Genomic DNA, 22,985 nt, shown 5'->3' on the forward strand with positions numbered 1-22,985 from the left:
CGGATAACGCTGCGCTCATCCGCCCTACTAAACATCCCGGCCGAAACGCGCCACCACAAACTCGACAAACGACTTCAACTTGGGCGTCATCTTGCGATTCGATGCAATCACGATGTGCATAGGCTTGTGCGGCAACGCATAGTTGTCCAGGATCCGGACCAGCCGGCCGGCGGCGAGATCCTCGCGCAGCAAAGGCTCCGGCTGCATGATGATGCCGAGCCCGTGCAAGGCCGCAGTGCGCAAGGCCATGCCGTTATTGACCCGAAACCGCCCGCCCACCTCGACCTCGAACTGGCCGCCGGCGTCGGCGAAACTCCAGCGGTTATACCGGTTGCCATACACAAAACTCATGCAATTGTGATCGCGCAGGTCGTGCGGCGTTTGCGGCGTGCCGCAGCGCGCCAGATAATCCGGCGCGGCGCACACCAGCGCCCGGTACGGTTGCAACGGCCGCGCAATCAGGCTGGAATCAGGTAGCGCGCCGACCCGGATGCCGACCTCGTAGCCCTCTTCCACCAAGTCCACCACGCGATCATTCAAGGCCAGATCCAGCTCGACCTCCGGATGCTGCTCCAGATAAGTCCGCACCTCGGCGGTCAGCACCTGGGCTCCGAACGTGACCGGCGCCGTCACCCGCAACACCCCACGCGGCACCAGTTGCATCTCCTTGACCGAGGCATCGGCGGCCTCGATTTCCAGCAGCGCCTGCTTGCAGCGCTCGAAATACAACTGGCCGATCTCGGTCAGGCTCTGGCGCCGCGTCGTGCGGTTAAGCAGCCGCACGCCCAGATGCTCCTCCAGCTGCCGCACATGCTTGCCAACCATCGTCGGCGAAATCCCGGCATCCTCCGCCGCCGCAGAAAACCCGCCCTTTTCTACGACGCGAACAAAAATCTGCATACTGCCTAAGCGATCCATCACCCCTCCAATTACACACCATAGGTGTTAAGTGATAGTAATATTAAGCCATTTATCACCGATTAAGAAGCAATCATACTGTCATCTCTTTCTCCACAACCAACAAGAGGTCATCATGAAAATCGCGATCATCGGCGCCACCGGCACCCTCGGCAAAGCAGTCGTCAAACAACTGGCAAGCCGCCATGAAATCATCGAAGTCGGCAACACCAGCGGCCAGTACCAGGTCGACATCACCGACATCAACAGCGTGCAAAAACTGTTCAGCCAGATCGGCAAAATCGACGCCATCGTATCGACCACCGGCAAACTACACTTCGGCCCGCTGCAAGAACTGACGCCGGAGCAATTCCAGGTCGGCCTGCGCGACAAGCTGATGGGCCAGATCAACCTGGCGCTGGTCGCGCAACACCACCTCAACGACGGCGGCTCGATCACGCTGACCAGCGGCATCCTGACCGAAGAACCGATCCTGCAAGGCGCCAACGCCACCACCGTCAACGCCGCCCTGGAAGGATTTGTGCGTGCCGCCGCCATCGAACTCAAGCGCGGTATCCGCATCAACGTCGTCAGCCCGACCGTGCTGGAAGAATCGCTAGCCAACTTCGGCGCCTTCTTTTACGGCTTCGAAGCCGTCCCCGCCAGCCGCGCCGCCATGGCCTACAGCCGCAGCGTCGAAGGCGCGCAGACCGGCCGCGTTTATCAGGTCTGGTAGACGTCAAGCCGACCAAATCAAGGGGGAGCAACCCTGCTCCCCGGCCTTGCATCAAATCCTGCATCCTTCTTCTTACTTGATAGTAAGATTGCCAGCTGTCCCGCAGTACAACGCGGACCATCCGACCGGATTTGCCGGTCGTGCCCCCTCCATCAATAGGGCACCTCTAAAAATTTACTGCGCGACCCAATCTCGGGGCTGCGATGCTCTCCCGCTCCGTACGGCTGCAGGTGTTGCAACATCGTCGCCCCGACCTTGGGCCGCTCGCTACGGTTTTTAGAGATGTCCAACAACATCATGAGCTTGCCATGGCCAACATAGTGCGTCGCATCCAGGACTACAACGCGGGCCGCGATCCCGAACGGCTGCAGATGAAATACCGCAATATGCGCAGCAACGCCTTCGTCTTCCTGCGCGGCAGCTGCCACCTGTTCTATGACCGGCTGCCGTCAAGCGACCTGTTCAAATCGGCGCCGCTGGCCTGGATTTGCGGCGACCTGCACTTGGAAAACTTCGGCAGTTACAAGGGCGACAACCGGCTGGTCTACTTCGACATGAACGATTTCGACGAAGCCGTGCTGGCCCCGGCCAGCTGGGAACTGGTGCGCTTCCTGACCAGCGTGCTGGTCGGCGCCGACACCTTGTCGGCCACCGCCGCCGAAGCGCTGGTGCTGTGCCAGAGCTTTATCGACGCCTATGCCGCCGCGCTGGCCCAAGGCCATATGCGCTGGGTCGAGCGCGACACCGCGCAAGGCATCGTCGGCGACCTGCTCAACAGCCTGCGCCAACGTCAGCGCCCACACCATCTCAACCGCCGCACCGAGCGCAAAGGCAAGCAACGCATCCTGCGGTTGGATGGAAAAAAGGCGCTGCCGGTCGGCGCCAAGCAGCGCGCCAGGATCACCGCATTCATGCAGCAATATGCCGCGCAACAGCCCGACCCGGACTTCTATCAAGTGCTGGATGTGGCGCGTCGGATCGCCGGCACCGGCAGCCTGGGCGTCGACCGCTACGTGATCCTGGTCCACGGTAAAGGCTCGCCGGACGGCAACTACCTGCTCGACCTCAAGCAAGCACTGCCGTCCGCCCTGCTACCGCATTTGAAAGTGGCGCAACCGAAATGGAAAAGCGAAGCGCATCGCGTGGTCGAGCTACAGCGGCGCTGCCAGGCGGTATCCATGGCCTTCCTGCAGCCGGTGATGGTTGGCAAGACCAGCTACGTCTTGCGCGGCCTGCAGCCGAGCGAAGACCGCGTCACCCTGGATAGGCCAAGCCACACCATGCAAGAACTGCAGCGCGCCATCGGCACGATGGGCAAGATAGTCGCCTGGGACCAATTGCGCAGCGCCGGCCGTCAGGGTTCGGCAAGCGCCGATGAACTGATCGACTTTGGTCAACGCAAGAAATGGAAGCGGCAGTTGATGGACATGGCGCTGGACTGCGCCGCCCAAGTCCACAAGGACTGGCTGACTTACTGCCGCGCTTACGATGATGGAGATTTCACTTTGTGAGGCTTGCACCTCAAACTATCCGCTGCCGGAACCACTGCGCCAGTTCTTGACAACTCGCACCGCCCACAGCGCGCTTGACGGAAGTACGCCTGATGAGTTTTACTATCGCAATCTTTCCGTCATGCAACGCCACTTCTGTCATCACCATGGAGAAAATGGAACATCCGTCTGAAACGCTCGATATGCAAACGGTACGAATTCCCGCGGGAACCATTGCATTGCGGGACGATAGAATCAGCCGTAAATGGCTGGTCGAACTGCAGCCCTTTGCGATCGGCCGCTATCCCGTCACCCAGGCGCAATATGCTGCGATAACCGGACAACGGCCATCATCAACTGTCGCCGCGCAATGCCCGGTAGAGAACGTATCCTGGCTGGATGCCGTTCGGTTCTGCAACATGCTATCGAGGGCCGCCGGCCTGCCCGACTGCTACGAAATCCATGAAGATGAAACCGGGGCCTCTCTGATCCCTGCAAGTAGCGGCTATCGCCTGCCGACCGAAGCGGAATGGGAATACGCCTGCCGCGCCGGAACAAACAGCCCGAGATATGGCGAACTCGACGATATCGCCTGGTACCGAGAAAACTCCGCGGGCCGCACGCACGAGGTCGGTCAGAAGCAGCCAAATGCCTGGGGGCTGTTCGACACGCTAGGCAATGTGTGGGAATGGTGTGCAGATCAATACGACCCGGAGGTTTATGGTTCGTATCGCGTGTTTCGTGGCGGTGGCTGGTCCGATGCCGAAAGAGGCTGCCTTGCCACCAATCGTCGCCGCAGTCATCCGACATTTGCGATCGACGATCTTGGCTTTCGGGTTGCCCGATCGCCTGACGGCACGCACGCCAACTGGTAATGGTTGGCGTGCGGGCACCTCTAAAAACCTACTGCGCGGCCCAATCTCTGGGCTGCGATGCTCGCCGTACCGTCGTACGACTCCGCTTCTCGCCCCGACCTTGGACCGCTCGCTACGGTTTTTAGAGGTGCCCGCGCGTGCAACACATCATTGCAGCTGGAGCGGGAAGACTGGTTTTCAATCTCCCCGCTTTATCAGACCAATATCGCTAACGCGGCAAAGCCGCTACAGCAGGCACACGCGGCGGCGCGTTCTTCACGTAGTTGTCGAACCAGCGCAGCATTTCATAGACCAGCTGCTCGTTCGATTCCATCGCCGAATACCAATGCGGTTCATGCGGCAGCATCACCAAACGCGTGGTGCCGCCGTTGCCACGGATCGCCTCGTACAGCTTGCTGGCTTGCAGCGGCGTGGTGCCGGGATTGGCATCGTCCGCGCCATGCACGATCAGGAGCGGCGTCTTCACTTTGTCGGCGAAGAAAAACGGCGACACCTTCAGGTAGACATCCGGCGCCTCCCACACCGACCGCTGTTCATTCTGAAAGCCGAACGGCGTCAGCGTCTTGTTGTACGAACCGCTGGTGGCGATGCCGGCCCGGAACAGATCCGAATGCACCAACAGGTTGGCCGTCATCAGCGCACCATGACTGTGACCTGTGACGCCGATACGGTCGGGATCGGCGACGCCCAGCCGCACCGCCTCATTCACTGCGGCCTTGGCATCGGCGACCAGTTGCTCCATGTAGCTGTCGTAAGCTTTTTTCGGATCGCCAACGATGGGGAAAGCCGCGTTGTCGATGATGGCATAGCCGGCCAGCAGCAATAAGCGATACTGGCGCAGCCGCGTGAAGGTCTCTTGCGAGCCGGTGGTCTGACCAGCCTTGGCAGCATCGGCGTAATCGAGCGGATACGCGTACAGAATCGTCGGCACCTTCTGGCCCTCGCGGTAGCCGGGCGGCGTGTACAAGGTAAACGACAAGTCGAGGCCGTCGTCGCGTTTGTATTTCACCAGGCGCTTCTTGATCTCGCGCACCACCGGCGTCGGATCCGGCAGGTGTGTGATGGCGGCGCTGGCCGAAGCAAAGGCCGCCTCCCCAGTTGCAGCATCAAGCGGCGCACCGACAGTGCGCAAAAATGCATTGGGCGGATCAATCACCGATTGACGCCAGGTCAGGAAGGTATGCGCATCCGGTCCGGCGAAACCCAGAAACTGCTCATAGGAGGTCTTGTCGCTGCGGAACAGGCGCTCCGATTTCAGCGTCGTCAGATCGAGCTTGTCCAGGAACGGGCGGTCGCCGTCAGGCGAAGCGCCGACGCCGCTGAGGAAGATTGCATTTCCATCCTGACGCAGCACCCACGCCCCGTTCGGCAGTTGGCGTTTGACCGCTGCGCCCGGATTCGCGTACTTCTCGTCCGTCGACAAATCCCACAGCAAGCGCGGCTTCTGCTGCGCATCGTCGACATTGATCAGGAAGCTGCGCCGCCAGTGCCGGTTGCGATTGTATTCATGCAACAGCGCGAGACCGGCTTGCTCAGTCCACGAGATGCCGGTGTAACGCTGTTCGGTACGCGTGATCTCCACCGCCGCCGAATTGAACGGCGCTCGCAACAGCATCAGCTTGTCGCGCGCCGGCACCTCGACTTTCCAGTCGCCGCCGTCGAGCGCTTCCACCCAGACCAGCGTCGCCGGTTCGGTAGCGCGCCAGGCAAAGTCACGCGGCCCGAGCGCGACGCCGCCGATCGGAACCCGGTCAGCCAATGGCAGCGAGGCAATGTGATGCACCGCGATGTTCTGCCGCTTTGACAGATCCCAGATCTCCACTTCGTGCGGGAAACGGTCAAAGGTCGTGACGTAGGAATAAGGTTTGCGAATCGAAGTCACCAGCAAATGCCGGCCATCCGGCGCCGCTGCCAGCGATTCGTAACGGCCTGCTGCCCCCACCGGCGTGATCGCCATGCTATTGGCGTCAACCAACGCCAGTTGCGAAGCCGCGTAGTAATCGAACAGATCCTCGTCATGCTGATTGCCCAGCGTGTCGCGATTTTCGTAGGTGCTGCTCTGCCCTTTGCCACCATCCGACTCCTGGATGCTCGGACCGGCAGGTATCGCCGGCTTCGGCGGCGGCGGACCCATCCGCGACGGAAGCAGTTTGACCAGCAGTGTTTTCTGATCGGGCATCCACTGAATCTCGTCTTCCAGCATCGGATTCAGATGCGCGCCCGGGACACGGCGGATAGCGCCGGTACTGGCATCGCCAATCCACAGGTCAACCGAGTCCGCGGTCACATTTTCAAAAGCGAAGCGCTTGCCGTCGGCGCTCCAGAGCGGCCGATTCGGGCAGGCATCCGCCGGTAACGCAATATGCGTCTGCGCGCCATCGGCAATCCGCACCAGGTCAAAGCTGCTGGCGCAAGGCGCGATGCCGTAACCGCCCGGGGTATCGTGCTTGCTGTGATTCTTGGGTTCGACTCTCACCCCGGCCAAACGCAGGAAAGGCGCCGCCACCCGCGAAATCGACGGGTAATCCTGCCACGACACCAGCAGCATCCGGTCGTGCGTCGGGCTCAGCACCGGCATCGGCGGCGACGGCGCGCGCATGACGTCGAGAATATTTTTGGGCGGCTGGCTGTAGCCCGAGGCGGAACTGGCCGTGGCTGATGACGCGGAAGCCGCTGTCGGCGCGGCAAGCGCTGCCGACATGACGCCGGCCGCCAATAGCGTGGCCCAAAGGCAGGTCAAAGGGGATTTTATTGTCATTAATGTCCTCAGTTTTGATTCGGATGCAATAAGGGTTCGTCATATTGGTGAACGACCTGACGAATATTGCCATTTAGAACTGAAAAAGAGGACATTTTTTTCGGAATGATTCGAATCCGCAGTTTTTCGGACGCATGCTGCCAAACAACGGCAGTGCCGCCCTATCGAAATCTCCGATCGTCGCGACTCCTTATCTTTACGCGATGCCATTGACACGCATTTGTCGATGCCTAAACTGATGACGAAGCTCTCACGTCAAAATCGGGCATTCGTTCAACAAGGCACCCAAGCTCCGGCACTACTTTTTGCATGGAAACGATATGGTCGCTACGCGAACGCTGCGATCAACGTGCAGAGACAAATTTCCGCAGGGGATATTGAATGCTGAACAAGGCGTTGTACACCGACAGCCACGATCATTTGAGGCATCTCCATTACATTAAATTGCTTGCCGAGGAACTCAAACGGCCGGTACAAGAAATTACGCCCGTGTATGAAGAGATTCTGATGCTGCTAAAAGAGCAGGCCCAGATTCACGATTATCTGGCGATCTTTGTTTCAAGAAGAGTGAGATTAACTTTCCACAAAATATCTCAGGCTCGATCCGCCGGTCAGGATTGGCGCCAGTTGATCTAGTGGACTGTAACAGTGGATTCGGGAGTGAAAGGCGCGTACCCGGCGTGCAGGGCAAGGCGCACAGCACAGCGATAGTGGGGGCTATCGCGAGCATTTGCAACGCCGCCATGCGCGTCGGGTGCGCGACAGGCACTATCGAATCTATTGTTACAGTCCACTAATACACACGCGCAGACCAACATCAAGTGTCGGAGTTGGTCTGCCAAGTCAGATTGACCTTAACGTGCTTTTTTTATATAGCGTTGGTTTTTCACCCATAGAAAGCGTGAAAACTGGTCGATCTTCGGGGTAGCCTTACCGACGGCCAGATCCGCACCCATCATGTCTTGATACTGAAGCGGCGCAAATTCTGCAAGCAACAGATAGCCGCTTCTGATGTAGGTGGTCGGCGCGCCATGACCGGTCCCATCGGTGCCGTTGACCCTGCCTGAATAATCACGCGGCCCACGGTCCATTTCGTCAACAAAGGTGTTGGCGAATTTGGTCATTTCCACTTTCGACACACCATAGCCGCCAGCCATATAGGCGCGATAGAAGCCAGCGATATCGAGACTGCCGTGGTTGCTGTCCTCGTTGCCCTTGTTCGGCAATGCATAGGCCCAATCGTAGACTTCGCGGCCTTGGTTACTGACGTAGGACGTCACGCCCGATGCAAAAAATGAGGCGAAATTGGCGCTGACGATGGCGTTGTATTTGGTCGCGCGGGCCGGATCGTCGCCGAGAATTTCGTGCGACTTCGCAAGATTCTGCAACGCATAGTTGAACATCATCTGCTGGTTCCACGGCACCGGCTCGCCGGACTTATAAGGCGATGCGGGGGAAAAATAATAGAGATTATGGTTCGACAGATTCAGCAAGGATTTGAAAATGTGATGGTCAATGCTGTAATCCGCTTGCTCCACATATTTCTTGGCCCGACTAAAATAATCCGCGCCAAAGTTATTGGGATCGCCGCCACCGACTTTCAGGTGCCAGATGGCGGGCGTGCTCAGAATCAACCGGGCGCAATAGCCAAGATGTCCGACCGAATCGCCCTGCTCGCCCCCGGTACCGATAGGCGTGACCGAAAGATCATTGGGCCAGACCGGATCAACCCCGCCGGTCCATATTTTGTGCTGGCCGACAGGTGCTGCGGCCAAGTCGTTGCGCTCGGACAGCACGCTGTCGCAAAAGACGATCATTTTGTCCAGGATAGCCCGGTCGCCGGTGATTTCGTAGACCAGGCCCATCGCCTTGGTCTGCTCGCCGCTTGGCCCCTGTGCCCACTCGTTGCCGATATTGTCGGTGGCCGGCACCAGGGTCTGGATATACGACTTGAATGAATTTATTTCATTGGCCGTGACCGGGCCGCTGAAACTATCGACCACCATGCCGGCACTGGCAACCGGACTTGCCTTGGCTGGATTGGCGGTGGCTGTCGTGGCCGGCACGGCAGCAAGATGGTCTGCAGCGTCCGGGGCCGTGTTGCTTGCGTATCCAGTGAGAGGGGAAATGACAGCTAAAGCGACGAGTGTGGACAGTATATTTTTGCGCATGAATACGCTCTTCCGAGAAAGGGGGTGGATCGGGTTGGGTAATACAGCGCTTCAACGCGACCATATGAAAATCGTTGACTACCGGCAAAATACTTACAAACTCTTACCGGCTGTCATATTCGATACAAATTCAAATCGCCCTGCCAGGCGCCGCAACCACGTTGACAAACACCGCCCCACTCCTACACTGGAACCACTGCCGTACGGAAAAAGGGGAAAACAAATGGACGACGGTCGCCGCAACATGATCGCAGGCTTGGTAGCAGCCGCTATTCCGGCAACTGCGATAGCGAAGGATTCAGCTTCAGCCCAGCCCCTGGAGTTCATTCATCCCGGAGGACTGCAAAAGGGATCAGCTGCGCCACCATACTCACCGGCAGTGAAAGTCGGCAATCTGGTTTTCGTATCCGGCACGCCCGCCTTCAACACTGACGGCAAACTTGCGGTCGGCAACTTCACTGCGCAGATGATGCAGGTCATGGCGAATATCACGAACATCCTCGCCGCAGCCGGCACCAATTGGTCGCGTGTCGTCAAGACCAACGTGTGCCTGACACGCAGGGAGGATTTCGCCGAAATGAACCGAATTTACGCGAGTCATTTCCCCGATGGGAAGTATCCTGCGCGCACCACCCTGATCGTCTACTCACTGCCGTCACCAGATTTTTTGCTCGAAATCGAGTGCATGGCGATTTTGGAGTAAGGGATCGAGACGGCTCCAAGATGTGGATTGATGGCGTGGACCAGTTTCAGACAAGCTTCAATGCATGGCTGAAATCCCGGGCCAGCGCCAGCAGCCGCGCCGATTTATTTGGACGATGTCGCGACCCTTAAAAGCGATAGCGCGCGCTGACCAGCAGCGAACGCGGTTCGCCCGGCATGTTGTAATCGTTCGCGCCGCCGTGCCCGGCGACAAAATACTTCCGGTTCAAGAGATTTTTCAGCGTCACGGCGACGTCGAATTTCCGTTCCTCGTAGCCGGCGCCGAGATTGATCACGCCATAGCCCGGCAACACGCTCAAATTGTCGGGGGAGGCGTACCTTACGGATTCGGCATGAGCGCCGCCGGCGACATAGTAGCCGTCATTGAACTTGCGCTTGAGCCACAAGTTCAGGCTGTGGCGCGGCGTCAACGCCGCCGTATTGCCCTTGAACGGAGTACCGGCCGAGGTCCGCTCGGTCGACTCGACGATGCTGCCATCCATATACGAATAGCTGCTGATCACATCCCACTGCGGGGCGATCTCGCCGGCAAACGTCAGCTCTAGTCCGCGCGTGCGCTGCTTCCCGACCGGAATCGAGAAATTGGAATTGGCCGGATCGGCTACCTGGATATTGGTCTGCGACATATCGAACACAGCGGCGGTCAGGCTCGCTTTCGTCCCCACGTCCATCTTTACCCCGATTTCCTTATTCGCCGTTTGGGTTGGCTTGAGCTGATCGCTGTTCGCACGGAAGCTAAACGAATCGGAGACCGGCTGAAACGAGCGGCTGTATGCGGCATAGACGGAAACCTGTTCGATCGGCTGAAAAACCACCCCAAGGCGCGGCGAGACGGTGCTGTCGGTGCGTTGCAGATCAAGGTTGCGCGCAGTGCGGTCGTCTCTTGTCTGTTGCAGACGGTCATAGCGCAGGCCGGCCAGCACTTTCCATTGCGGACTCAACGTCGCCAGGTCTTGCAAATACAACGCGGCAATGTTGACCCGATTCTTGTTGTCGGCGCCTGGAACCAGATTCGCAGGCAGCGGCGCCAAGTTGGCCAGGACCGGATGGAACAAATCGTAGGTCGCGACCTTGCTGCGCGAAGTCAGCAACTCGCTCTTATGCTGCTGCCCCAGCTCGATACCGTACAGCAGCTGGTGCCGCGTATCGCCCCATTGCACCTTCTGCGACAGTTCATTTTGAAAGTAGTAGCCATGCTCATCGCGCAGGCGGCGCGTCTGGCCGATGCTGACGGTCGGATTCGCACCTTTGCTGATGGCATCGATCGAGGTGTAATTGCGATCCAGCGAATAATCGTAGCCGCGCAACACGGAATGCAGCTTCAGATCAGGGTCGAAAGCATGGTCCAGCGTGATGGTGCCGCTGCTGACTTCGGATTGAATGAATGCGCGCTCATGTCCGTTCGCCGCGCCATAGTAGGTCTCGATCGGCACCTCGACCGGGCGGCCGCGATAGCTCGGAACGCCCTGATCGGCCAGGCGCTTGTCCTTCAAATAGTCCGCCTGCACTGTCAGCGTTGTTTGCGGGCGCAGCTTGAAAGTGAACGAAGGCGCAATCGCCTGCCGCTCAAGGAAGTACTGGTTACGGAAACTGTTCGAGTCTTCCAGCGCGCCGGTCAAGCGGAACAGGGACTGCTGGTCGGCACTGGCGGCGCCGATATCGAATTCGCCACGCTTCTGCCCCTCGGAGCCGATCGTCGCGCCGACTTCCATCACCGGCACTGCCTGCGGCTTCTTGGTCACGCGGTTAACCAGACCGCCGGCGGAACCGCGGCCATACAACACCGAAGCAGGCCCCTTCAGCACTTCAATCCTGTCAACGTTCGACAAGTCGCGGAAATACAAAGCGTCGTCGCGCACGCCATCGACGAATTGATCGTTGATCGCCGTGAAGCCGCGTATCGTCACTTGATCGCGCTGGCCGTCGCCGACGCTGAAGCTCAAGCCCGGCACGTTTTGCAAGGCATCTTGCACCGACAAGACGTTTTGATCGCGCATCACCGCTTTCGGCACCACGTTCACCGCCTGCGGCACATTATGCAAAGGCACGGCGACTTTGGTCGCAGCGGCCGACTCAACCACTTCGTAAGCGCCGGCCGGCGCAGCTTTTTCCGTTACCACGACTTCCGGCATGACGGTTTCACCTTGTGCGCCTGATCCGAATACAGCACATGCGACTGCGACGAAGAATGGCAATTTGCGAAGCTTCGGTTTCATTGTTTCCTTTGTTGATGAGGTAAAAACCCTGGTTTTATTCGCAGGGTCATTGCAAAAAATAGGGACGGATTTTACGGTTAATGAGAATCATTAGCAACAATATTGCTAATAACTGTTGCTATTTGTTGTCACGCGAACATTAACGGGACAGGACTCCCCGCTACGATGTTTACCGTGTCCGAAATAGAAAAAGGCCCTATCGGGCCTTTTGTGCGCAACTTGAAAATTGGGTGCCGTCAAGCGCGGCGGCCGGGTTGACGGCGACCGGCACGGCGATGCTGTCGCAAGCGAAAAACACATTGAGCTTGGCACGACCGATCATCGGCACAGCGATGGTATGGCTGATGCGTCTTATCGTGCCAATGCTCAATGTGTAATGCCGTGTTATTCGGCTTGCTTAGCGGCTGCGTTTGATTGTGACGAGTTCAATCTGGCATCCAGATACGGCTTGTTGAGTGCATCAATCCGCTCCGCGATTTGTTCCGATAGCGTGCCGGTGGCGGCCATCGCAAAACGCGTCATGAGCTCGGTTTCATACACGCTCAATCGCGGCGGGCAAACATTGTCCTCATGCTCGCGCGCCAGATTGCTGGCATGGATCAAGGCCAGACAGGTATAGATGCCGTGAGTCATGTCCAGCGTGTACGCTAAAAATTGCGCCGCTTGATCGAGACGCAGTTCTTCGACTAACCATGAGAATGGGTGGTGACTTGCTTTAGGTGAGTTCATTGCAGACTCCTATATGCGGTTGAACCGCCTTCCGTCGTCAAACGGAGGTGGCGGCAGATGACAGGGTTGACGAACCGGTGCATATAGGAAAACCGGCAGCCCGAAGGCTCCCCACCACTGCCGCCATAGGGACGAGCAAAGGTGACGCACGAAAAAAAGCCGCGAGGCGCGGCATGTGCGCTATATGCAAATCAGGTCGTCAAACCAGTTCCCTGAAACTTCCAAGGACGGGGGTGACTATAGACGTATTTGGGGGCTATGACAATCCGCGCCGTCAGCGCCGTTCTGGCGCTTTCCGGAAATAAATCGACCTAATCGACGTCGCATGGATCAATATCAACCGACGCGCCATCTTTAAAACATTTCTTCGTCACGGTAATCGCCTCCTTAGTCTCTTTAGGAAGGATCTTGGAAAAAAGTTTCCCCGCATTAGGAAACAGCAGAGAAGACGTACTGGCACTAGGCTTCGGCTTTTCATAGTAGATCGTCTCGCCATGCAATACGCCATTCTTCTGCAGATAATGCGCCGCCTTGCGGACCCCTTTGAAGGTGATCACCTCCGTGCGTCCTGGACTGAGCGGAAGCTCAACACTGGTGTATGGGCCTTCGAATGAATTCTTAAATCCTCTTTCGTCGTAAATCGTATTAACGACGGTAACTGAACGTGGATTTTCTTGTTTATCAGCCTGCTGGTATTTGAACGTGACGCCTTCACTTCTCAGTTGCGCTTTCTTTTTCATTTCCTCATTTTTGACAGGGTCCTTGTACTCGTTGATGCCAGGACCTTCCGATCGATTAACGAAATTCATTAATCCGACAGGCTTGCCATTTACCGCAGTAAAACGAACATGCGTCAGTTCGGGCACAACCGACAGCCTTGTCGCGCTATCGAAAACCTTGTTTCCGAAGATCCACAGATCGGTCTCGCCATTCAGCTTGCCGTTGACGCAGGACGCTTGCACTGGCCACAAACGGACATCACGAAAATAATAGTCCAGCTTGCCGTCGGTTTTGTGATCGCGTTCATACGCCAGCTGTTGCTCCTGAGGCAGCTCGGATAAATCCACAAACTCTGCCGCTTTGCGCAAATCGTCGTCTGCCCCTTGGCACGGGATCGCCACGACATTGGATGGCAGATTGAAGTAGTTAGCCTGGTTGGTGACATATCGACGCAACTCCGGCTCAATTTGTTTAATCCAGCGATTGATTTCCGCGTCATCGGTTTGCGGCAAGCCATGCACGCCATCCAAGGGCTGACGCCCGTCCGGACTTTCAATCATTTGCGGACAATCCGGACATTGGGCAGAGGCACCGAGTGTAAATCCGCGCTCCGCCCTACGCTTTGCGAGAAGTTCGTCGACATGTTTATCGATATCGGCATGCACTTTGGCGTCTTTTTTCTTGAATGCCACGCCCTCGGGGACAATACGGGCGTCTTCAGCTTTTTGCTCTTCCGGGGTGAGCTCAGGCACGCCGGTGTCCACTGCAGAACATTTATTTGCCGCTTTGACTTTAACGGGTATTAACTTAACCGCAGCCTCCGCCGAGTCAATCTTCATCACATCAAGCTGACAAGTTTTCTCGCCCACATTTAAAGTCACCTCATAGTCTTTCCCATCTTCAGGGACAAAAAAACCATCCACGTTACAAGTGACTCTTGCTATGGAAGTGTGGTTACCGGCGGTATGAAAATAATATGCTGCCTCAATGGTTAGGGGCTCATCTGCATTCACAGAGTATTCTCGATAGAAGGCTTTCGACAACGTAACGTCCCAATTTTCTAAATTGGTAACATTTGGCGTTTCTGGAATCCCCAGAGAGATATTTTTCGCTTTCCCAAACAAAATACCTAGCGCGGCTCCGAGATTACGGCCATTACGAGAAGCTTGAATCCCACGCCCGCCAACACAGCTCTTATTTTTATAAAAAGTTAGTCCGATAAGTCCATTTCCAATAAAGCGAACGCGTGCATGTCCTCCATGTTCCGTTACGCCATCTGCTGCCCACACCAAATTACCGGCACTCAACGCACACATGAAAACGGCTGCTAAGAAGCCCTTCATGCTCTGTGTGATTTCCTTCATATTCTTCTTTTCCTTCTGTTTCAATTTCAAATATTGGAACGGGTCGTCCCGAATCACTAAGTTGGGCGCTAACTAGGCGACGTCATCCCGATTCTTGGTTTGCGTAAGAGCGAGGCGGCCGTGCAACTTCAAAGTAACCTCCAGCGCCCGACCACCAGCCCATATTGCCAGCAGACTAAAAACAATAGCGATACTGCTAGCCCCTCCCTGCCTACTGAGCGCAACGATAGGCGTAGCGACGGCCAACAGCAGAGCGACGGCAGCAGCGATCCTGCTATGAAAACGACGTATGCAGTAGGCACACACGGCATTGACCACGCAGTCGACAAGCCCGGTTCCACCAGTCAGAAGTGCTGTGACCAGCTGTAAGGCTGCGATGATGTAAAGCGCTTTCGTCGTGACGCGAATCAAATCGAGCGCCTGAAAATGGGTTTCGACCTTCGAAAAGAATGCTTTGTTATCTGTATCTTGTTGCATTTATCTGGATCGCTCTCGCAAAAATAAAAAGCCGCCTTCAGCGGCGGCCCCTATGGTGCATGATCGGTTCGGACTCTTATTTCAGAAGCATGAATACAGCAATGACTGCCACCAAGATGGAAAAATATTGCACGGGTACCCAAAATACTGTGTGCTTCTTTTTGAGAATGATTCTTTCTTGAGTCTTAGGATCGATTAATTCGCGCCCGGGACGATTATTGAGTTTGGAGCCAAAAAACCAAAGTGCTACGGCTGACAAAATAAGACACAATGCCGGTGCCCATGGATGGGACGAGTAATAGCCATTGCCCAGGGCAGCATCAATTCCTAGCTGCCCAAGTAATACAAAAACAATTGGAATCAATACACCTACAAATCCAAAACCTTGCCATACAATAAACATGTAAACCCCTTATGAAATTACAACCGAATTTTCGGCATATTAAAAAAATGAATGCACAAATCGCTGAAACACCACCTCAGCTTGTTGCTCCTAATGACCTACATGAATAACCAGCAAAAGCTCGCTTTTACCAAATACACTCAGGCCGTGTACGTAACAGTCTGTTAAGCTAATTTCTTCTCTAACGAGTCGAGCACCAATAACCCAACTTTTCCAGCTTTCTTTCTCGCTCTTTCTATTCCATGGCGTAGCTGTGTAGAGTCTGGCAATACATTAAATCCATACGAAGCAAGTGCATTAATCGCATCTATTGCAGAAATTACTACTTCTTCAGTATCTTTCTCGATCAAATGTAATAGCACGTCGTAAGCATGATTCACATCAGAAACTTCGCTGAGCGTTTCAGCACAAGACACAAGCCATATTTGTGGCCTTTCCTCAATCTTTTCTTTGAGAATTTCCCAGTCTTTCTCAGTGAAGGCATTTAAAATTTCTATCGCTTCCGATATACCAACGTCTGACCAATAATCATCAAACTCCCTAACCCCGTTCAAATAATCATCATACTTTTGAAACATATTATTTTTCCAGTTAGATAATAATTTTCAATTTAAAAATTATGACCTTTTGCTGAATAACCAGCAATACTAAAAGTTGGACTCCAAAGTCATGCGTTTGCAGCAGCGGAGATTAAAATTCTTAGCTTTAGAGCTGTATCTACAACGCTGCCTACCGTCGACATAAATTTACATGTCAATTTCAACGACAGACTCAAACGACCGCGGCATGTCAAGAAATCGACGCCACCCTTCCAGCACAACCCGCCATTCTTGCAGAGTGAATTGTCCTTCAGGTTGCCCTACCCAGTCTTTGTTAATTTCAATATCAACTTGTACACCAGAAGGCCTTAAAGTCAGGGTCACATCATTCCCCCCCGTTTCCACAAAAATCTCCTTTCCACATTCAATTTTTCCGATAACGCGCAAAAGACGATCACAATCTTCAAATGTTTGAGCAACCGCACCCAATACATTACAAATATAAAGTTGATAACGCAGCGCATCATCACTGTCAATCGCTTCTTGTTGCCAAATATATGTCTGCCCGCATATCGGATGAACACCACCATTAACATATGAATATTTAAGTTTCACCGTCATCTACTTATAGATCGTTCCCCAGCACTTCGATGCACACCGGCCTTATTTGTGATTTGCCAAGACTCTTTATAAATATGGATCAGTCTTGATTGAAACTCGGCAGCATGGGTTCTTGGGAGCGGGACTTTATCATCTCAGCCCAAAGATGCGGGGTGACACCCAAGCAAGCATATCTATATAAGGCTGCCGCCGGGCTATCGGCAGCCAAAGGTATTGGCCCACCTGCTATTGAGCGCGCAAACCGATCCAACTCGGCAGCACTCGACACCGTGTGCAATTTCTCCTGCTTACCGTCAACATCATCGAATTGACGATATTCTTTCCTTCCCTGTTTAAATTCACGACACGATATTGCCCAAGTCCATATTTCGAGTTTTCCGTGAAAATCGTTGTCAGCCTCATCGGAAACGATCTTGGTACGGATTAAGGTCCACTTCCCATCGAAATCCACAAAATCCGTGTTGAGATATTCGTCATATGGAGCGGGATCAACCGGCGCAATCTTGGGATCGTCATAACGTAGGATATGCACCCAATTTTCTGCCTTAGCGGTCTGCAATGCCCCCAGAAGTAGCATCGCAATTGCGATTTTCTTCATTCTCAATCCTTATATATTCACTCATGTGGCCAGCAGCGTTTGTTCTGGATGTTTACTATCGCCGCTAAACGCAGCGCGCGTCGAGAACACCGTATCCGCTTGTTGAGCACGAGGTCTTGATGAACGCGATCATCGACGCTGAAGCAGACCTCCCCATGCGCAACTAGTGCAACGTCTTGTTCTTAAATCGCTTTTTTCAAACTTGCTTTTAACTTGATCTTAGTAATTGTTAGAAGTCATACGACTTCCAGCTACCAGCCTCATATAGAAAACCCTTGGGGCTGATGGCGTAACCAAGTTCCTTGTAGCCGGTATTGGCAAGATATGCGGCGATACGCAAGCCTTCGCTTTCGCCAGATCCGGTAACGACAACTACATTGCGGGCTGGCACAAACGCGACCAGGCTTCCTGAAACATCAAAGGTCTTTTTGTTCCAATATTTATTGAGCAAAATCACTGATGCTTCGTAGTTTTCATCCAAAGACACCATGTAGACCTTTGCACTTCCAGCCTGATCAAGGCGACGAATGTTAACGCCTTTCTTCTCGAAATATGCCGCCAAATTCTGAGTGGCAACCAAACGAATTGTTTTCTCATCTATCCGGTTTTCTGCCAAATCTTTCTTTGTGATCATCCGCATTCCGCTCTCGGTATCGAAGACATAGAACACATATAAATCGTCGTTGATTTTGTCAAAAACAAGCGGAATCTCTTTGTCGCCCAGGCCGGCTTGTGAAAGTTGCTTTTTGACGGTTGCGAGATAATCGGCAGGTTTTACTACTGCGAAAATTGAGTTAACAGCCTTCGAGGCGAGCACTTGGCGCTGCGACTTTATGGAATTAATCTGGCTTTCGATGATGAATTGCAGTTTGGCCGGGCTGGACATGTACTGGGCGTAGGCGTTATCGAGGAATACGGTTAACTCATACCCATTTACGTCTTTTGAGTTGATCTGCAAGGGACGAACAATGTTGAATTGAACTTCTTTTAACGCTGCTTTCGCTTGTCTTGTGAATTGTTGAGTGAATTCATCTTCTGTCATTGATGCAGCAAAAGCCAACGAGGTGACCAAGGAGAAAAGTACAGAAAATAGTCGCTTCATAGAATTTCCATAAGAACAATGTATGGGATCAGCCTCGTCTCGTTATACATATCTTTAAGTCATTAAAAATCAAAAATTTAAATTACCAGTACACATCACCCGAGATAAATAAATACAGTCTAATGAATTCCCTTCCGCTTCAGCAATGCGCACAGCTTGGTCTATGTTGGTGGATATTATTTTCATATCGATGTCCTAAGTCAGCCACCTTTGTTGAAGTTTGCAATATCAAACGACGTTATCTTTTCACACTATCTTGCCAACAATAATATTATTTTTTACTTATTTAAAATTTTTCAAAAATTTTAAATCCTTTTTCATCTCGTATTGCGTACACACCTTCGTACTGAAACGACAATATGAAATAAGCAGAATTCAACTCCATCAAATTATTTAAGAATAGATGTAAGTCAGCGCCGCAGTCATCGTAGTTAGCCACCACATATGTAAATGATAATCGCGCCCCTACCTTCCATAAGGCGGGACTAGAAATACCTTCTGCAAGTACTTCAGTAGGGAAAGAATTATTATTATTTCTAAAAGCAAAAAGCATATTTGAGCGCGGAAAATTGCAGCTTAGACCCCACTCTTCCTCAACGATACAATTCACGCCACTTGCCTTTAAGACTGCAATGACAACTTCTCGTGTTAGCTGTTGATCTGCTTCCAAATTAAACGTTAGTGACATATCAACTTCCCTTTGTCGGTCGTACAGCCTTCCCTCCGCAATCAATTTACGAGCACCACAATGCTCTTCAGAATTTTCGCATCCGAGTCAACGCTACGATTTATGCGTGCGGAGAAACTCTAATCCGATTACGCAACTCATACTCTGTTGGATAACCGTTGACCATCGCTGTCATTGTGATTCTCTAGGAATATTTATCGCGCCACGAATGATCGGTCTTTTGGCTCGGTAAAATTAAATTATTTTAAGAATCTTTAGGTCATTAAGAAACTCTTCAGCTTCATCCTGTGGCACCTCTTTGATCATCGATTCCAGTTTATTCGCTGACAACAGACGCATGATCTCCGACCGATGAAAAGAAACCTGAGTGGGGTACCATCCCCCTGTCAGAACGAGAGCCACGACCTCAAGCATTAATTGCTCAATAGGCAAATAGTAAGTGCCATCAAATTCAGGGCTATAGACCCATGTTGTTACTAGTTCCGAACTCCAACCTGAAAACCCATGATCACGACAACCCACGAAATAGATTTCTAAAAATCTATTTCTAATCTCCGAGTAAGTTACACGTTCTCTCATTTCACGGTCCTTTCTTTGGCGGGGGAAGTGTCACATTATTCACGAAAGAATTTTTAATAGCTGCAAATCAGACTTAAATTCGAGTCTCTCGTCTTCTGGTAACGCTACAAGCATTTCGTTAAGGTCATGCGCTTCCAAAATCTTAGCGATTTTCCCTCGATGATAGGGGTCGACTGTCTCAGGACCCCGGCCGGCATTAAAAATCAAGAACAAAACCTCCAACATTATTTGTTCCGTTGGATTGAAATAAGCGAATTCTTGTTGTTCATATGCATAAGCAATTTCATGCTCATTTTTCGACCATTCTGAATGGTGATGAATCTTGCTCCGGCAGTATGTGTAATAGCAATCCAAGAACCACCAACGCATAAGTTTGTAGGGTATGCGTTCACCATCCGGAAACACATCTTTAAAAAAATCATACATCTTTAGCGACCTCTTACTTTATTGGGATTGAACGCCGGAGTAGCAAATCCACCGGGCCTGCTTAACATCACACCATTATTATCAAATACCTTGACATCGATGTTGGGATATTTAACTTTGAATTGATCGACCACACCCAAGCAACTTGGGCAGGCCGGACGTTCGGTAACGATATTGTTTGGCCCTGGCTTTCCAGGGTATGCGCGACATCCAGGTTGATGTTGTCGCGGGCGATCAGCAGCGCATCGCCTTCGGCGCTGCTGGCGTGGTCCTGGTTGCCGCTGGTGCTGCGCGAGCCGGCTTGCACCAACACCGGCGTCATCGCCGCCAGCGAGCCGTCGGCCATCGCGTCGGCATGTTTGTTGCTGCGGCCCAGGAAGCCAAGTGGGGTACTAAATACCTATATTATTTCATTTAATAAGGTCTGTTTTATCTGCCGAGTCAGATTTCTCTATTTGCTGTCCAAGTACTTCATTGACAATAAATTGAATCTTATTTTTCCCGATAGCTTCATATTCTCTTTGTAGTTTTATGAGATCGGTACACTCTTCCGCTGATTGTGGTTTCATTATTTGAATTTTCCTGCTCACTTCTTTGAGCGCATTGTCATATGCAACTGTTTCAGGAGTGGGCGGTAGCTGAGTGACTTCTTTAAGAGCCTGATTAAAATCAATGCCCTTATTTTCCTTTAAGAACTCCACCGCAATACCGATTTGGCGACCGGTTTCACCATTCGCTTCTTTTGCTATACTTAAACTATCCTTATACTCTGCTGAATCAAAACAATTAAATGCAAAGCAAGGAACAGATACTGCGATAAGAGCGGCTGCTATAATTTTGTTCTTCATATTTTTCTAGATAAATAATATTCTCAAATTTTATTGGAACTCAAAACGTACATCTTTGACGACCGGATACTTTCCCCAGTAAAAATTACAAACTCTTGCAATCTCCGCATCGTCTTTGATTTCGGGAACACATCCACCGGTTATTTTTACATTTTTTCCACCTTGCTTAGATAGTGGGAATTCGATTGCTAGACCATCAGGAATAGTATGTTCTAAAGATATATTTTCAACGTAGTCATCAGTCAATGCAAATATAACGACTTTGTCTGCTTTCAACATATAAATGTCGTGCTGAAAAGATTCCCCACGAATTAAACACATTTCAATATTTGAATTTTCAATTTTTTCTTGTTTGCATTCAGGAGCAGAAAAAGCTGAAGTTGAAAATGTAATAGCTGCTAAGGCAAAGAAATATTTCTTCATGATTTTCTTTTATTTTCCCTAATAATTCAAAAATGACTTCAAGTTATATTCAATAAATAGGCGGTGTTTCCGGTGGCCAGGATCGTCAGCTTGTTGCCGGCAGTGAGCGTGCTGACCTGGGCGCTGCTGCTGGCGTGGTCCTGGTTGCCGCTGGCGCTGCGCGAGGCGGCTTGCACCACCACCGGCGTCATCGCCGCCAGCGAGCCGTCGGCCATCGCGTCGGCATGTTTGCTGCTCCGGCCGAGGAAACTGGTGCTCTTGTTGTTGCTGGCGCTTTGTTGATAGGCGCTCCTGAAGGCCGACAGCGGGTTGAACGTCGCCCGTACCGAGAATCCGCTCGAACTGGATTGCTGCGCGCCGTGTTCGACGCTGGTGTTCTGCGCGGCGCTGAGGTCGACGCTTTGGCAGATCAGCGTCAGGTCCTTGCCGGCGCCGAGGTCCGAGGCGACCACGCGCAATTGCTGTCCAGCCTGGATCCGCGTGCTGTGGCAGCGCGTTACCGCTACGCCGCCACAGCACTGCCTAGCTGCCCAATGCGGCATTAGTCCTTCGGCTTGCGTTCTCGGGCATCCAGATGCGGTTAGCTCGTAAGGACCAATTTCAGGAGCAGGCCGACACCGCATACTGACGACCCCTGCCTCCCCACAAACAGCAGCCACAGTCTTTTCAATCGCCAAATCGTCAGGGTTAAATATAACTGGCAGTTGATTTCGCTGTGCGCCAACATCATTAATGTATCCTCCAAATTCCATAACTAAGGTGTCATTTCTTAGAGAACAACTGATAGAACTCTTGATTCTCCCAGTCGTCACTGAATGCCTCAATCACTTTTTCGAACGGCCTACCTCTCGCAATCGCATTGGGTATCTGACGCAAATTATATTCAGCCCATTCGCGTATTTCGAGCCATCGCAGTGCGTGCATGAGAAACGCGACAGGCTCATCACTTATCTCTCCAGCATTGAAGAGTGAAGTCAGAAGGTCAGCGAATTGCGGCCGCATTTCCGGAGCATTTTTAACAATCTCAAGACATCTCAGATAACTTGGCTCAGCCTTTTCAAATGAATATTCTGCGTTCAAAATATTTTCGGCAGAAAGCAGTTCATTTCTTAAAACATCAATAATTATTGTACTATCCATTTTTTGCCCTTGGAAACAAAAGTCCAGGCATCCACTTTACACTCTGAAATTCCCTCGTTTTTAAGGCAAGTATCTATGATCTTTAACTACTAAAGGCTCAACCACCTCTTTCCATACATTTTCACCCCATTTTTGCCAATCAGTTGGATTATCTAACTCAATAACATAATCATGAATTGCTTTGATTGCCACATTAAAATCTTGGCCGCTGAGCGCTATAAAAGAATATATTTTCTGATATATCCATTCCTCGCTTTTTATACTTTCGAGTATTGCACAGTGATCCTTTAATACTTCATTGAGCATGTCACCAAATGCATCCCATGCAGTACTGTTTGTACTATCTCCAGATAAATTTTCCTCTAAACTGGGGAGAGTAGTATCAATTAATCCGATAATTATGTAACTCATTATTACCTCACAATAATAATTTTATCTTACTGTGACTTTGGAAAACCCTTC

General features: G+C 52.4%; 28 protein-coding genes. 6 read left to right on the top strand and 22 right to left on the bottom strand.

Annotated elements, in window-relative coordinates; translation table 11 throughout:
- Positions 1-27: 27 nt before the first annotated feature.
- Positions 28-918 carry a LysR family transcriptional regulator gene (locus ACFPM8_RS20510; protein ID WP_379000472.1) on the bottom strand — a complete coding sequence of 297 codons (891 nt, stop codon included), beginning with the start codon at positions 916-918 and terminating at the stop codon, positions 28-30.
- Between the two features lie 112 nt (positions 919-1,030).
- Between ACFPM8_RS20510 and ACFPM8_RS20515 the strand changes: the two genes are divergently transcribed.
- The 3 genes from ACFPM8_RS20515 to ACFPM8_RS20525 all read left to right on the top strand — a co-directional run bounded on the left by ACFPM8_RS20515 (position 1,031) and on the right by ACFPM8_RS20525 (position 3,998).
- Positions 1,031-1,633, top strand: coding sequence for a short chain dehydrogenase (locus tag ACFPM8_RS20515; RefSeq protein WP_379000535.1), 603 nt, complete (start codon positions 1,031-1,033; stop codon positions 1,631-1,633).
- Positions 1,634-1,941: 308 nt separating this feature from the next.
- A complete protein-coding gene (locus ACFPM8_RS20520) occupies positions 1,942-3,144 on the top strand; it encodes a DUF2252 domain-containing protein (RefSeq protein WP_379000473.1) in 1,203 nt (400 codons plus the stop codon).
- 92 nt (positions 3,145-3,236) lie between these two features.
- Positions 3,237-3,998 (top strand): formylglycine-generating enzyme family protein, encoded by a 762-nt coding sequence (locus ACFPM8_RS20525; RefSeq protein WP_379000475.1) that lies wholly within the window; start codon positions 3,237-3,239, stop codon positions 3,996-3,998.
- 208 nt (positions 3,999-4,206) lie between these two features.
- Here ACFPM8_RS20525 and ACFPM8_RS20530 read toward each other — a convergent pair whose 3' ends face one another.
- Positions 4,207-6,756, bottom strand: coding sequence for a S9 family peptidase (locus ACFPM8_RS20530; RefSeq protein ID WP_379000476.1), 2,550 nt, complete (start codon positions 6,754-6,756; stop codon positions 4,207-4,209).
- A 381-nt stretch (positions 6,757-7,137) separates the two neighbouring features.
- Between ACFPM8_RS20530 and ACFPM8_RS20535 the strand changes: the two genes are divergently transcribed.
- Positions 7,138-7,392: a DUF3562 domain-containing protein gene (locus ACFPM8_RS20535; RefSeq protein ID WP_379000478.1), complete on the top strand. Its 255-nt coding sequence runs from the start codon at positions 7,138-7,140 to the stop codon at positions 7,390-7,392.
- A gap of 218 nt (positions 7,393-7,610) precedes the next feature.
- On the opposite strand, the gene ACFPM8_RS20540 is transcribed toward ACFPM8_RS20535, so the two are convergent.
- A complete protein-coding gene (locus ACFPM8_RS20540; protein WP_379000481.1) occupies positions 7,611-8,927 on the bottom strand; it encodes a hypothetical protein in 1,317 nt (438 codons plus the stop codon).
- Positions 8,928-8,991: 64 nt separating this feature from the next.
- Here ACFPM8_RS20540 and ACFPM8_RS20545 point away from each other — a divergent pair, with 64 nt between their 5' ends.
- A complete protein-coding gene (locus ACFPM8_RS20545; protein WP_379000483.1) occupies positions 8,992-9,630 on the top strand; it encodes a RidA family protein in 639 nt (212 codons plus the stop codon).
- Between the two features lie 127 nt (positions 9,631-9,757).
- Here ACFPM8_RS20545 and ACFPM8_RS20550 read toward each other — a convergent pair whose 3' ends face one another.
- From ACFPM8_RS20550 to ACFPM8_RS20615, 14 genes are all read right to left on the bottom strand, one after another.
- The gene (locus ACFPM8_RS20550; protein WP_379000485.1) at positions 9,758-11,866 is read right to left on the bottom strand and encodes a TonB-dependent receptor; all 2,109 of its coding nucleotides are present in this window, start codon (positions 11,864-11,866) and stop codon (positions 9,758-9,760) included.
- Positions 11,867-12,062: 196 nt separating this feature from the next.
- Complete coding sequence (locus tag ACFPM8_RS20555) at positions 12,063-12,236, bottom strand: hypothetical protein (RefSeq protein WP_379000487.1); 174 nt, start codon at positions 12,234-12,236, stop codon at positions 12,063-12,065.
- A 14-nt stretch (positions 12,237-12,250) separates the two neighbouring features.
- Entirely contained in the window at positions 12,251-12,595 is a 345-nt protein-coding gene (locus tag ACFPM8_RS20560) for a hypothetical protein (protein ID WP_379000490.1), read from the bottom strand.
- A 311-nt stretch (positions 12,596-12,906) separates the two neighbouring features.
- Positions 12,907-14,679, bottom strand: coding sequence for a hypothetical protein (locus ACFPM8_RS20565; RefSeq protein ID WP_379000492.1), 1,773 nt, complete (start codon positions 14,677-14,679; stop codon positions 12,907-12,909).
- A 72-nt stretch (positions 14,680-14,751) separates the two neighbouring features.
- Positions 14,752-15,156, bottom strand: a complete 405-nt coding sequence (locus tag ACFPM8_RS20570; protein WP_379000494.1) for a hypothetical protein — start codon at positions 15,154-15,156, stop codon at positions 14,752-14,754.
- 76 nt (positions 15,157-15,232) lie between these two features.
- Positions 15,233-15,559: a hypothetical protein gene (locus ACFPM8_RS20575; RefSeq protein ID WP_379000495.1), complete on the bottom strand. Its 327-nt coding sequence runs from the start codon at positions 15,557-15,559 to the stop codon at positions 15,233-15,235.
- 164 nt (positions 15,560-15,723) lie between these two features.
- A complete protein-coding gene (locus ACFPM8_RS20580; protein ID WP_379000497.1) occupies positions 15,724-16,137 on the bottom strand; it encodes a hypothetical protein in 414 nt (137 codons plus the stop codon).
- 168 nt (positions 16,138-16,305) lie between these two features.
- Positions 16,306-16,713 carry a hypothetical protein gene (locus ACFPM8_RS20585; RefSeq protein WP_379000498.1) on the bottom strand — a complete coding sequence of 136 codons (408 nt, stop codon included), beginning with the start codon at positions 16,711-16,713 and terminating at the stop codon, positions 16,306-16,308.
- 85 nt (positions 16,714-16,798) lie between these two features.
- The gene (locus ACFPM8_RS20590) at positions 16,799-17,317 is read right to left on the bottom strand and encodes a hypothetical protein (RefSeq protein WP_379000500.1); all 519 of its coding nucleotides are present in this window, start codon (positions 17,315-17,317) and stop codon (positions 16,799-16,801) included.
- Positions 17,318-17,546: 229 nt separating this feature from the next.
- Positions 17,547-18,419 (bottom strand): DUF1444 family protein, encoded by an 873-nt coding sequence (locus tag ACFPM8_RS20595; protein ID WP_379000502.1) that lies wholly within the window; start codon positions 18,417-18,419, stop codon positions 17,547-17,549.
- A 286-nt stretch (positions 18,420-18,705) separates the two neighbouring features.
- On the bottom strand, positions 18,706-19,107 hold the full coding sequence (locus ACFPM8_RS20600; protein ID WP_379000504.1) for a hypothetical protein: 402 nt from the start codon (positions 19,105-19,107) through the stop codon (positions 18,706-18,708).
- A gap of 234 nt (positions 19,108-19,341) precedes the next feature.
- A complete protein-coding gene (locus tag ACFPM8_RS20605) occupies positions 19,342-19,686 on the bottom strand; it encodes a hypothetical protein (RefSeq protein ID WP_379000506.1) in 345 nt (114 codons plus the stop codon).
- A gap of 39 nt (positions 19,687-19,725) precedes the next feature.
- Positions 19,726-20,112: a hypothetical protein gene (locus ACFPM8_RS20610; RefSeq protein WP_379000508.1), complete on the bottom strand. Its 387-nt coding sequence runs from the start codon at positions 20,110-20,112 to the stop codon at positions 19,726-19,728.
- A 2-nt stretch (positions 20,113-20,114) separates the two neighbouring features.
- Positions 20,115-20,246, bottom strand: coding sequence for a hypothetical protein (locus ACFPM8_RS20615; RefSeq protein WP_379000510.1), 132 nt, complete (start codon positions 20,244-20,246; stop codon positions 20,115-20,117).
- 44 nt (positions 20,247-20,290) lie between these two features.
- On the opposite strand from ACFPM8_RS20615, the gene ACFPM8_RS20620 reads away from it, so the two are divergent.
- Positions 20,291-20,530, top strand: a complete 240-nt coding sequence (locus ACFPM8_RS20620; protein ID WP_379000511.1) for a hypothetical protein — start codon at positions 20,291-20,293, stop codon at positions 20,528-20,530.
- Here ACFPM8_RS20620 and ACFPM8_RS20625 read toward each other — a convergent pair.
- The 5 genes from ACFPM8_RS20625 to ACFPM8_RS20645 form a co-directional block, all read right to left on the bottom strand.
- Positions 20,523-20,960, bottom strand: a complete 438-nt coding sequence (locus ACFPM8_RS20625) for a hypothetical protein (RefSeq protein WP_379000512.1) — start codon at positions 20,958-20,960, stop codon at positions 20,523-20,525. The genes ACFPM8_RS20620 and ACFPM8_RS20625 overlap by 8 nt on opposite strands.
- Before the next feature lie 30 nt (positions 20,961-20,990).
- Complete coding sequence (locus ACFPM8_RS20630) at positions 20,991-21,383, bottom strand: hypothetical protein (protein ID WP_379000514.1); 393 nt, start codon at positions 21,381-21,383, stop codon at positions 20,991-20,993.
- 38 nt (positions 21,384-21,421) lie between these two features.
- Positions 21,422-21,925: a hemagglutinin repeat-containing protein gene (locus tag ACFPM8_RS20635; RefSeq protein WP_379000516.1), complete on the bottom strand. Its 504-nt coding sequence runs from the start codon at positions 21,923-21,925 to the stop codon at positions 21,422-21,424.
- Between the two features lie 220 nt (positions 21,926-22,145).
- Complete coding sequence (locus ACFPM8_RS20640) at positions 22,146-22,523, bottom strand: hypothetical protein (protein WP_379000518.1); 378 nt, start codon at positions 22,521-22,523, stop codon at positions 22,146-22,148.
- 60 nt (positions 22,524-22,583) lie between these two features.
- Positions 22,584-22,934, bottom strand: a complete 351-nt coding sequence (locus ACFPM8_RS20645) for a hypothetical protein (RefSeq protein WP_379000519.1) — start codon at positions 22,932-22,934, stop codon at positions 22,584-22,586.
- Positions 22,935-22,985 lie beyond the last annotated feature (51 nt).

It is taken from the genome of Paraherbaspirillum soli (assembly GCF_042654985.1).
In the GTDB taxonomy this organism is placed as follows: Bacteria; Pseudomonadota; Gammaproteobacteria; order Burkholderiales; family Burkholderiaceae_D; genus Paraherbaspirillum; species Paraherbaspirillum soli.

Coding starts and splice junctions, on each gene's coding strand:
- ACFPM8_RS20575 (WP_379000495.1), bottom strand. CDS start 15,559: ATGTTTATTGTATGGCAAGGTTTTGGATTTGTAGGTGTATTGATTCCA.
- ACFPM8_RS20565 (WP_379000492.1), bottom strand. CDS start 14,679: ATGAAGGAAATCACACAGAGCATGAAGGGCTTCTTAGCAGCCGTTTTC.
- ACFPM8_RS20595 (WP_379000502.1), bottom strand. CDS start 18,419: ATGAAGCGACTATTTTCTGTACTTTTCTCCTTGGTCACCTCGTTGGCT.
- ACFPM8_RS20610 (WP_379000508.1), bottom strand. CDS start 20,112: ATGTATGATTTTTTTAAAGATGTGTTTCCGGATGGTGAACGCATACCC.
- ACFPM8_RS20605 (WP_379000506.1), bottom strand. CDS start 19,686: ATGAGAGAACGTGTAACTTACTCGGAGATTAGAAATAGATTTTTAGAA.
- ACFPM8_RS20630 (WP_379000514.1), bottom strand. CDS start 21,383: ATGAAGAAATATTTCTTTGCCTTAGCAGCTATTACATTTTCAACTTCA.
- ACFPM8_RS20540 (WP_379000481.1), bottom strand. CDS start 8,927: ATGCGCAAAAATATACTGTCCACACTCGTCGCTTTAGCTGTCATTTCC.
- ACFPM8_RS20635 (WP_379000516.1), bottom strand. CDS start 21,925: ATGCCGCATTGGGCAGCTAGGCAGTGCTGTGGCGGCGTAGCGGTAACG.
- ACFPM8_RS20570 (WP_379000494.1), bottom strand. CDS start 15,156: ATGCAACAAGATACAGATAACAAAGCATTCTTTTCGAAGGTCGAAACC.
- ACFPM8_RS20645 (WP_379000519.1), bottom strand. CDS start 22,934: ATGAGTTACATAATTATCGGATTAATTGATACTACTCTCCCCAGTTTA.
- ACFPM8_RS20525 (WP_379000475.1), top strand. CDS start 3,237: ATGAGTTTTACTATCGCAATCTTTCCGTCATGCAACGCCACTTCTGTC.
- ACFPM8_RS20590 (WP_379000500.1), bottom strand. CDS start 17,317: ATGAAGAAAATCGCAATTGCGATGCTACTTCTGGGGGCATTGCAGACC.
- ACFPM8_RS20550 (WP_379000485.1), bottom strand. CDS start 11,866: ATGAAACCGAAGCTTCGCAAATTGCCATTCTTCGTCGCAGTCGCATGT.
- ACFPM8_RS20520 (WP_379000473.1), top strand. CDS start 1,942: ATGGCCAACATAGTGCGTCGCATCCAGGACTACAACGCGGGCCGCGAT.
- ACFPM8_RS20640 (WP_379000518.1), bottom strand. CDS start 22,523: ATGGATAGTACAATAATTATTGATGTTTTAAGAAATGAACTGCTTTCT.
- ACFPM8_RS20545 (WP_379000483.1), top strand. CDS start 8,992: ATGAAAATCGTTGACTACCGGCAAAATACTTACAAACTCTTACCGGCT.
- ACFPM8_RS20580 (WP_379000497.1), bottom strand. CDS start 16,137: ATGTTTCAAAAGTATGATGATTATTTGAACGGGGTTAGGGAGTTTGAT.
- ACFPM8_RS20625 (WP_379000512.1), bottom strand. CDS start 20,960: ATGAAGAACAAAATTATAGCAGCCGCTCTTATCGCAGTATCTGTTCCT.
- ACFPM8_RS20510 (WP_379000472.1), bottom strand. CDS start 918: ATGGATCGCTTAGGCAGTATGCAGATTTTTGTTCGCGTCGTAGAAAAG.
- ACFPM8_RS20600 (WP_379000504.1), bottom strand. CDS start 19,107: ATGTCACTAACGTTTAATTTGGAAGCAGATCAACAGCTAACACGAGAA.
- ACFPM8_RS20560 (WP_379000490.1), bottom strand. CDS start 12,595: ATGAACTCACCTAAAGCAAGTCACCACCCATTCTCATGGTTAGTCGAA.
- ACFPM8_RS20530 (WP_379000476.1), bottom strand. CDS start 6,756: ATGACAATAAAATCCCCTTTGACCTGCCTTTGGGCCACGCTATTGGCG.
- ACFPM8_RS20535 (WP_379000478.1), top strand. CDS start 7,138: ATGCTGAACAAGGCGTTGTACACCGACAGCCACGATCATTTGAGGCAT.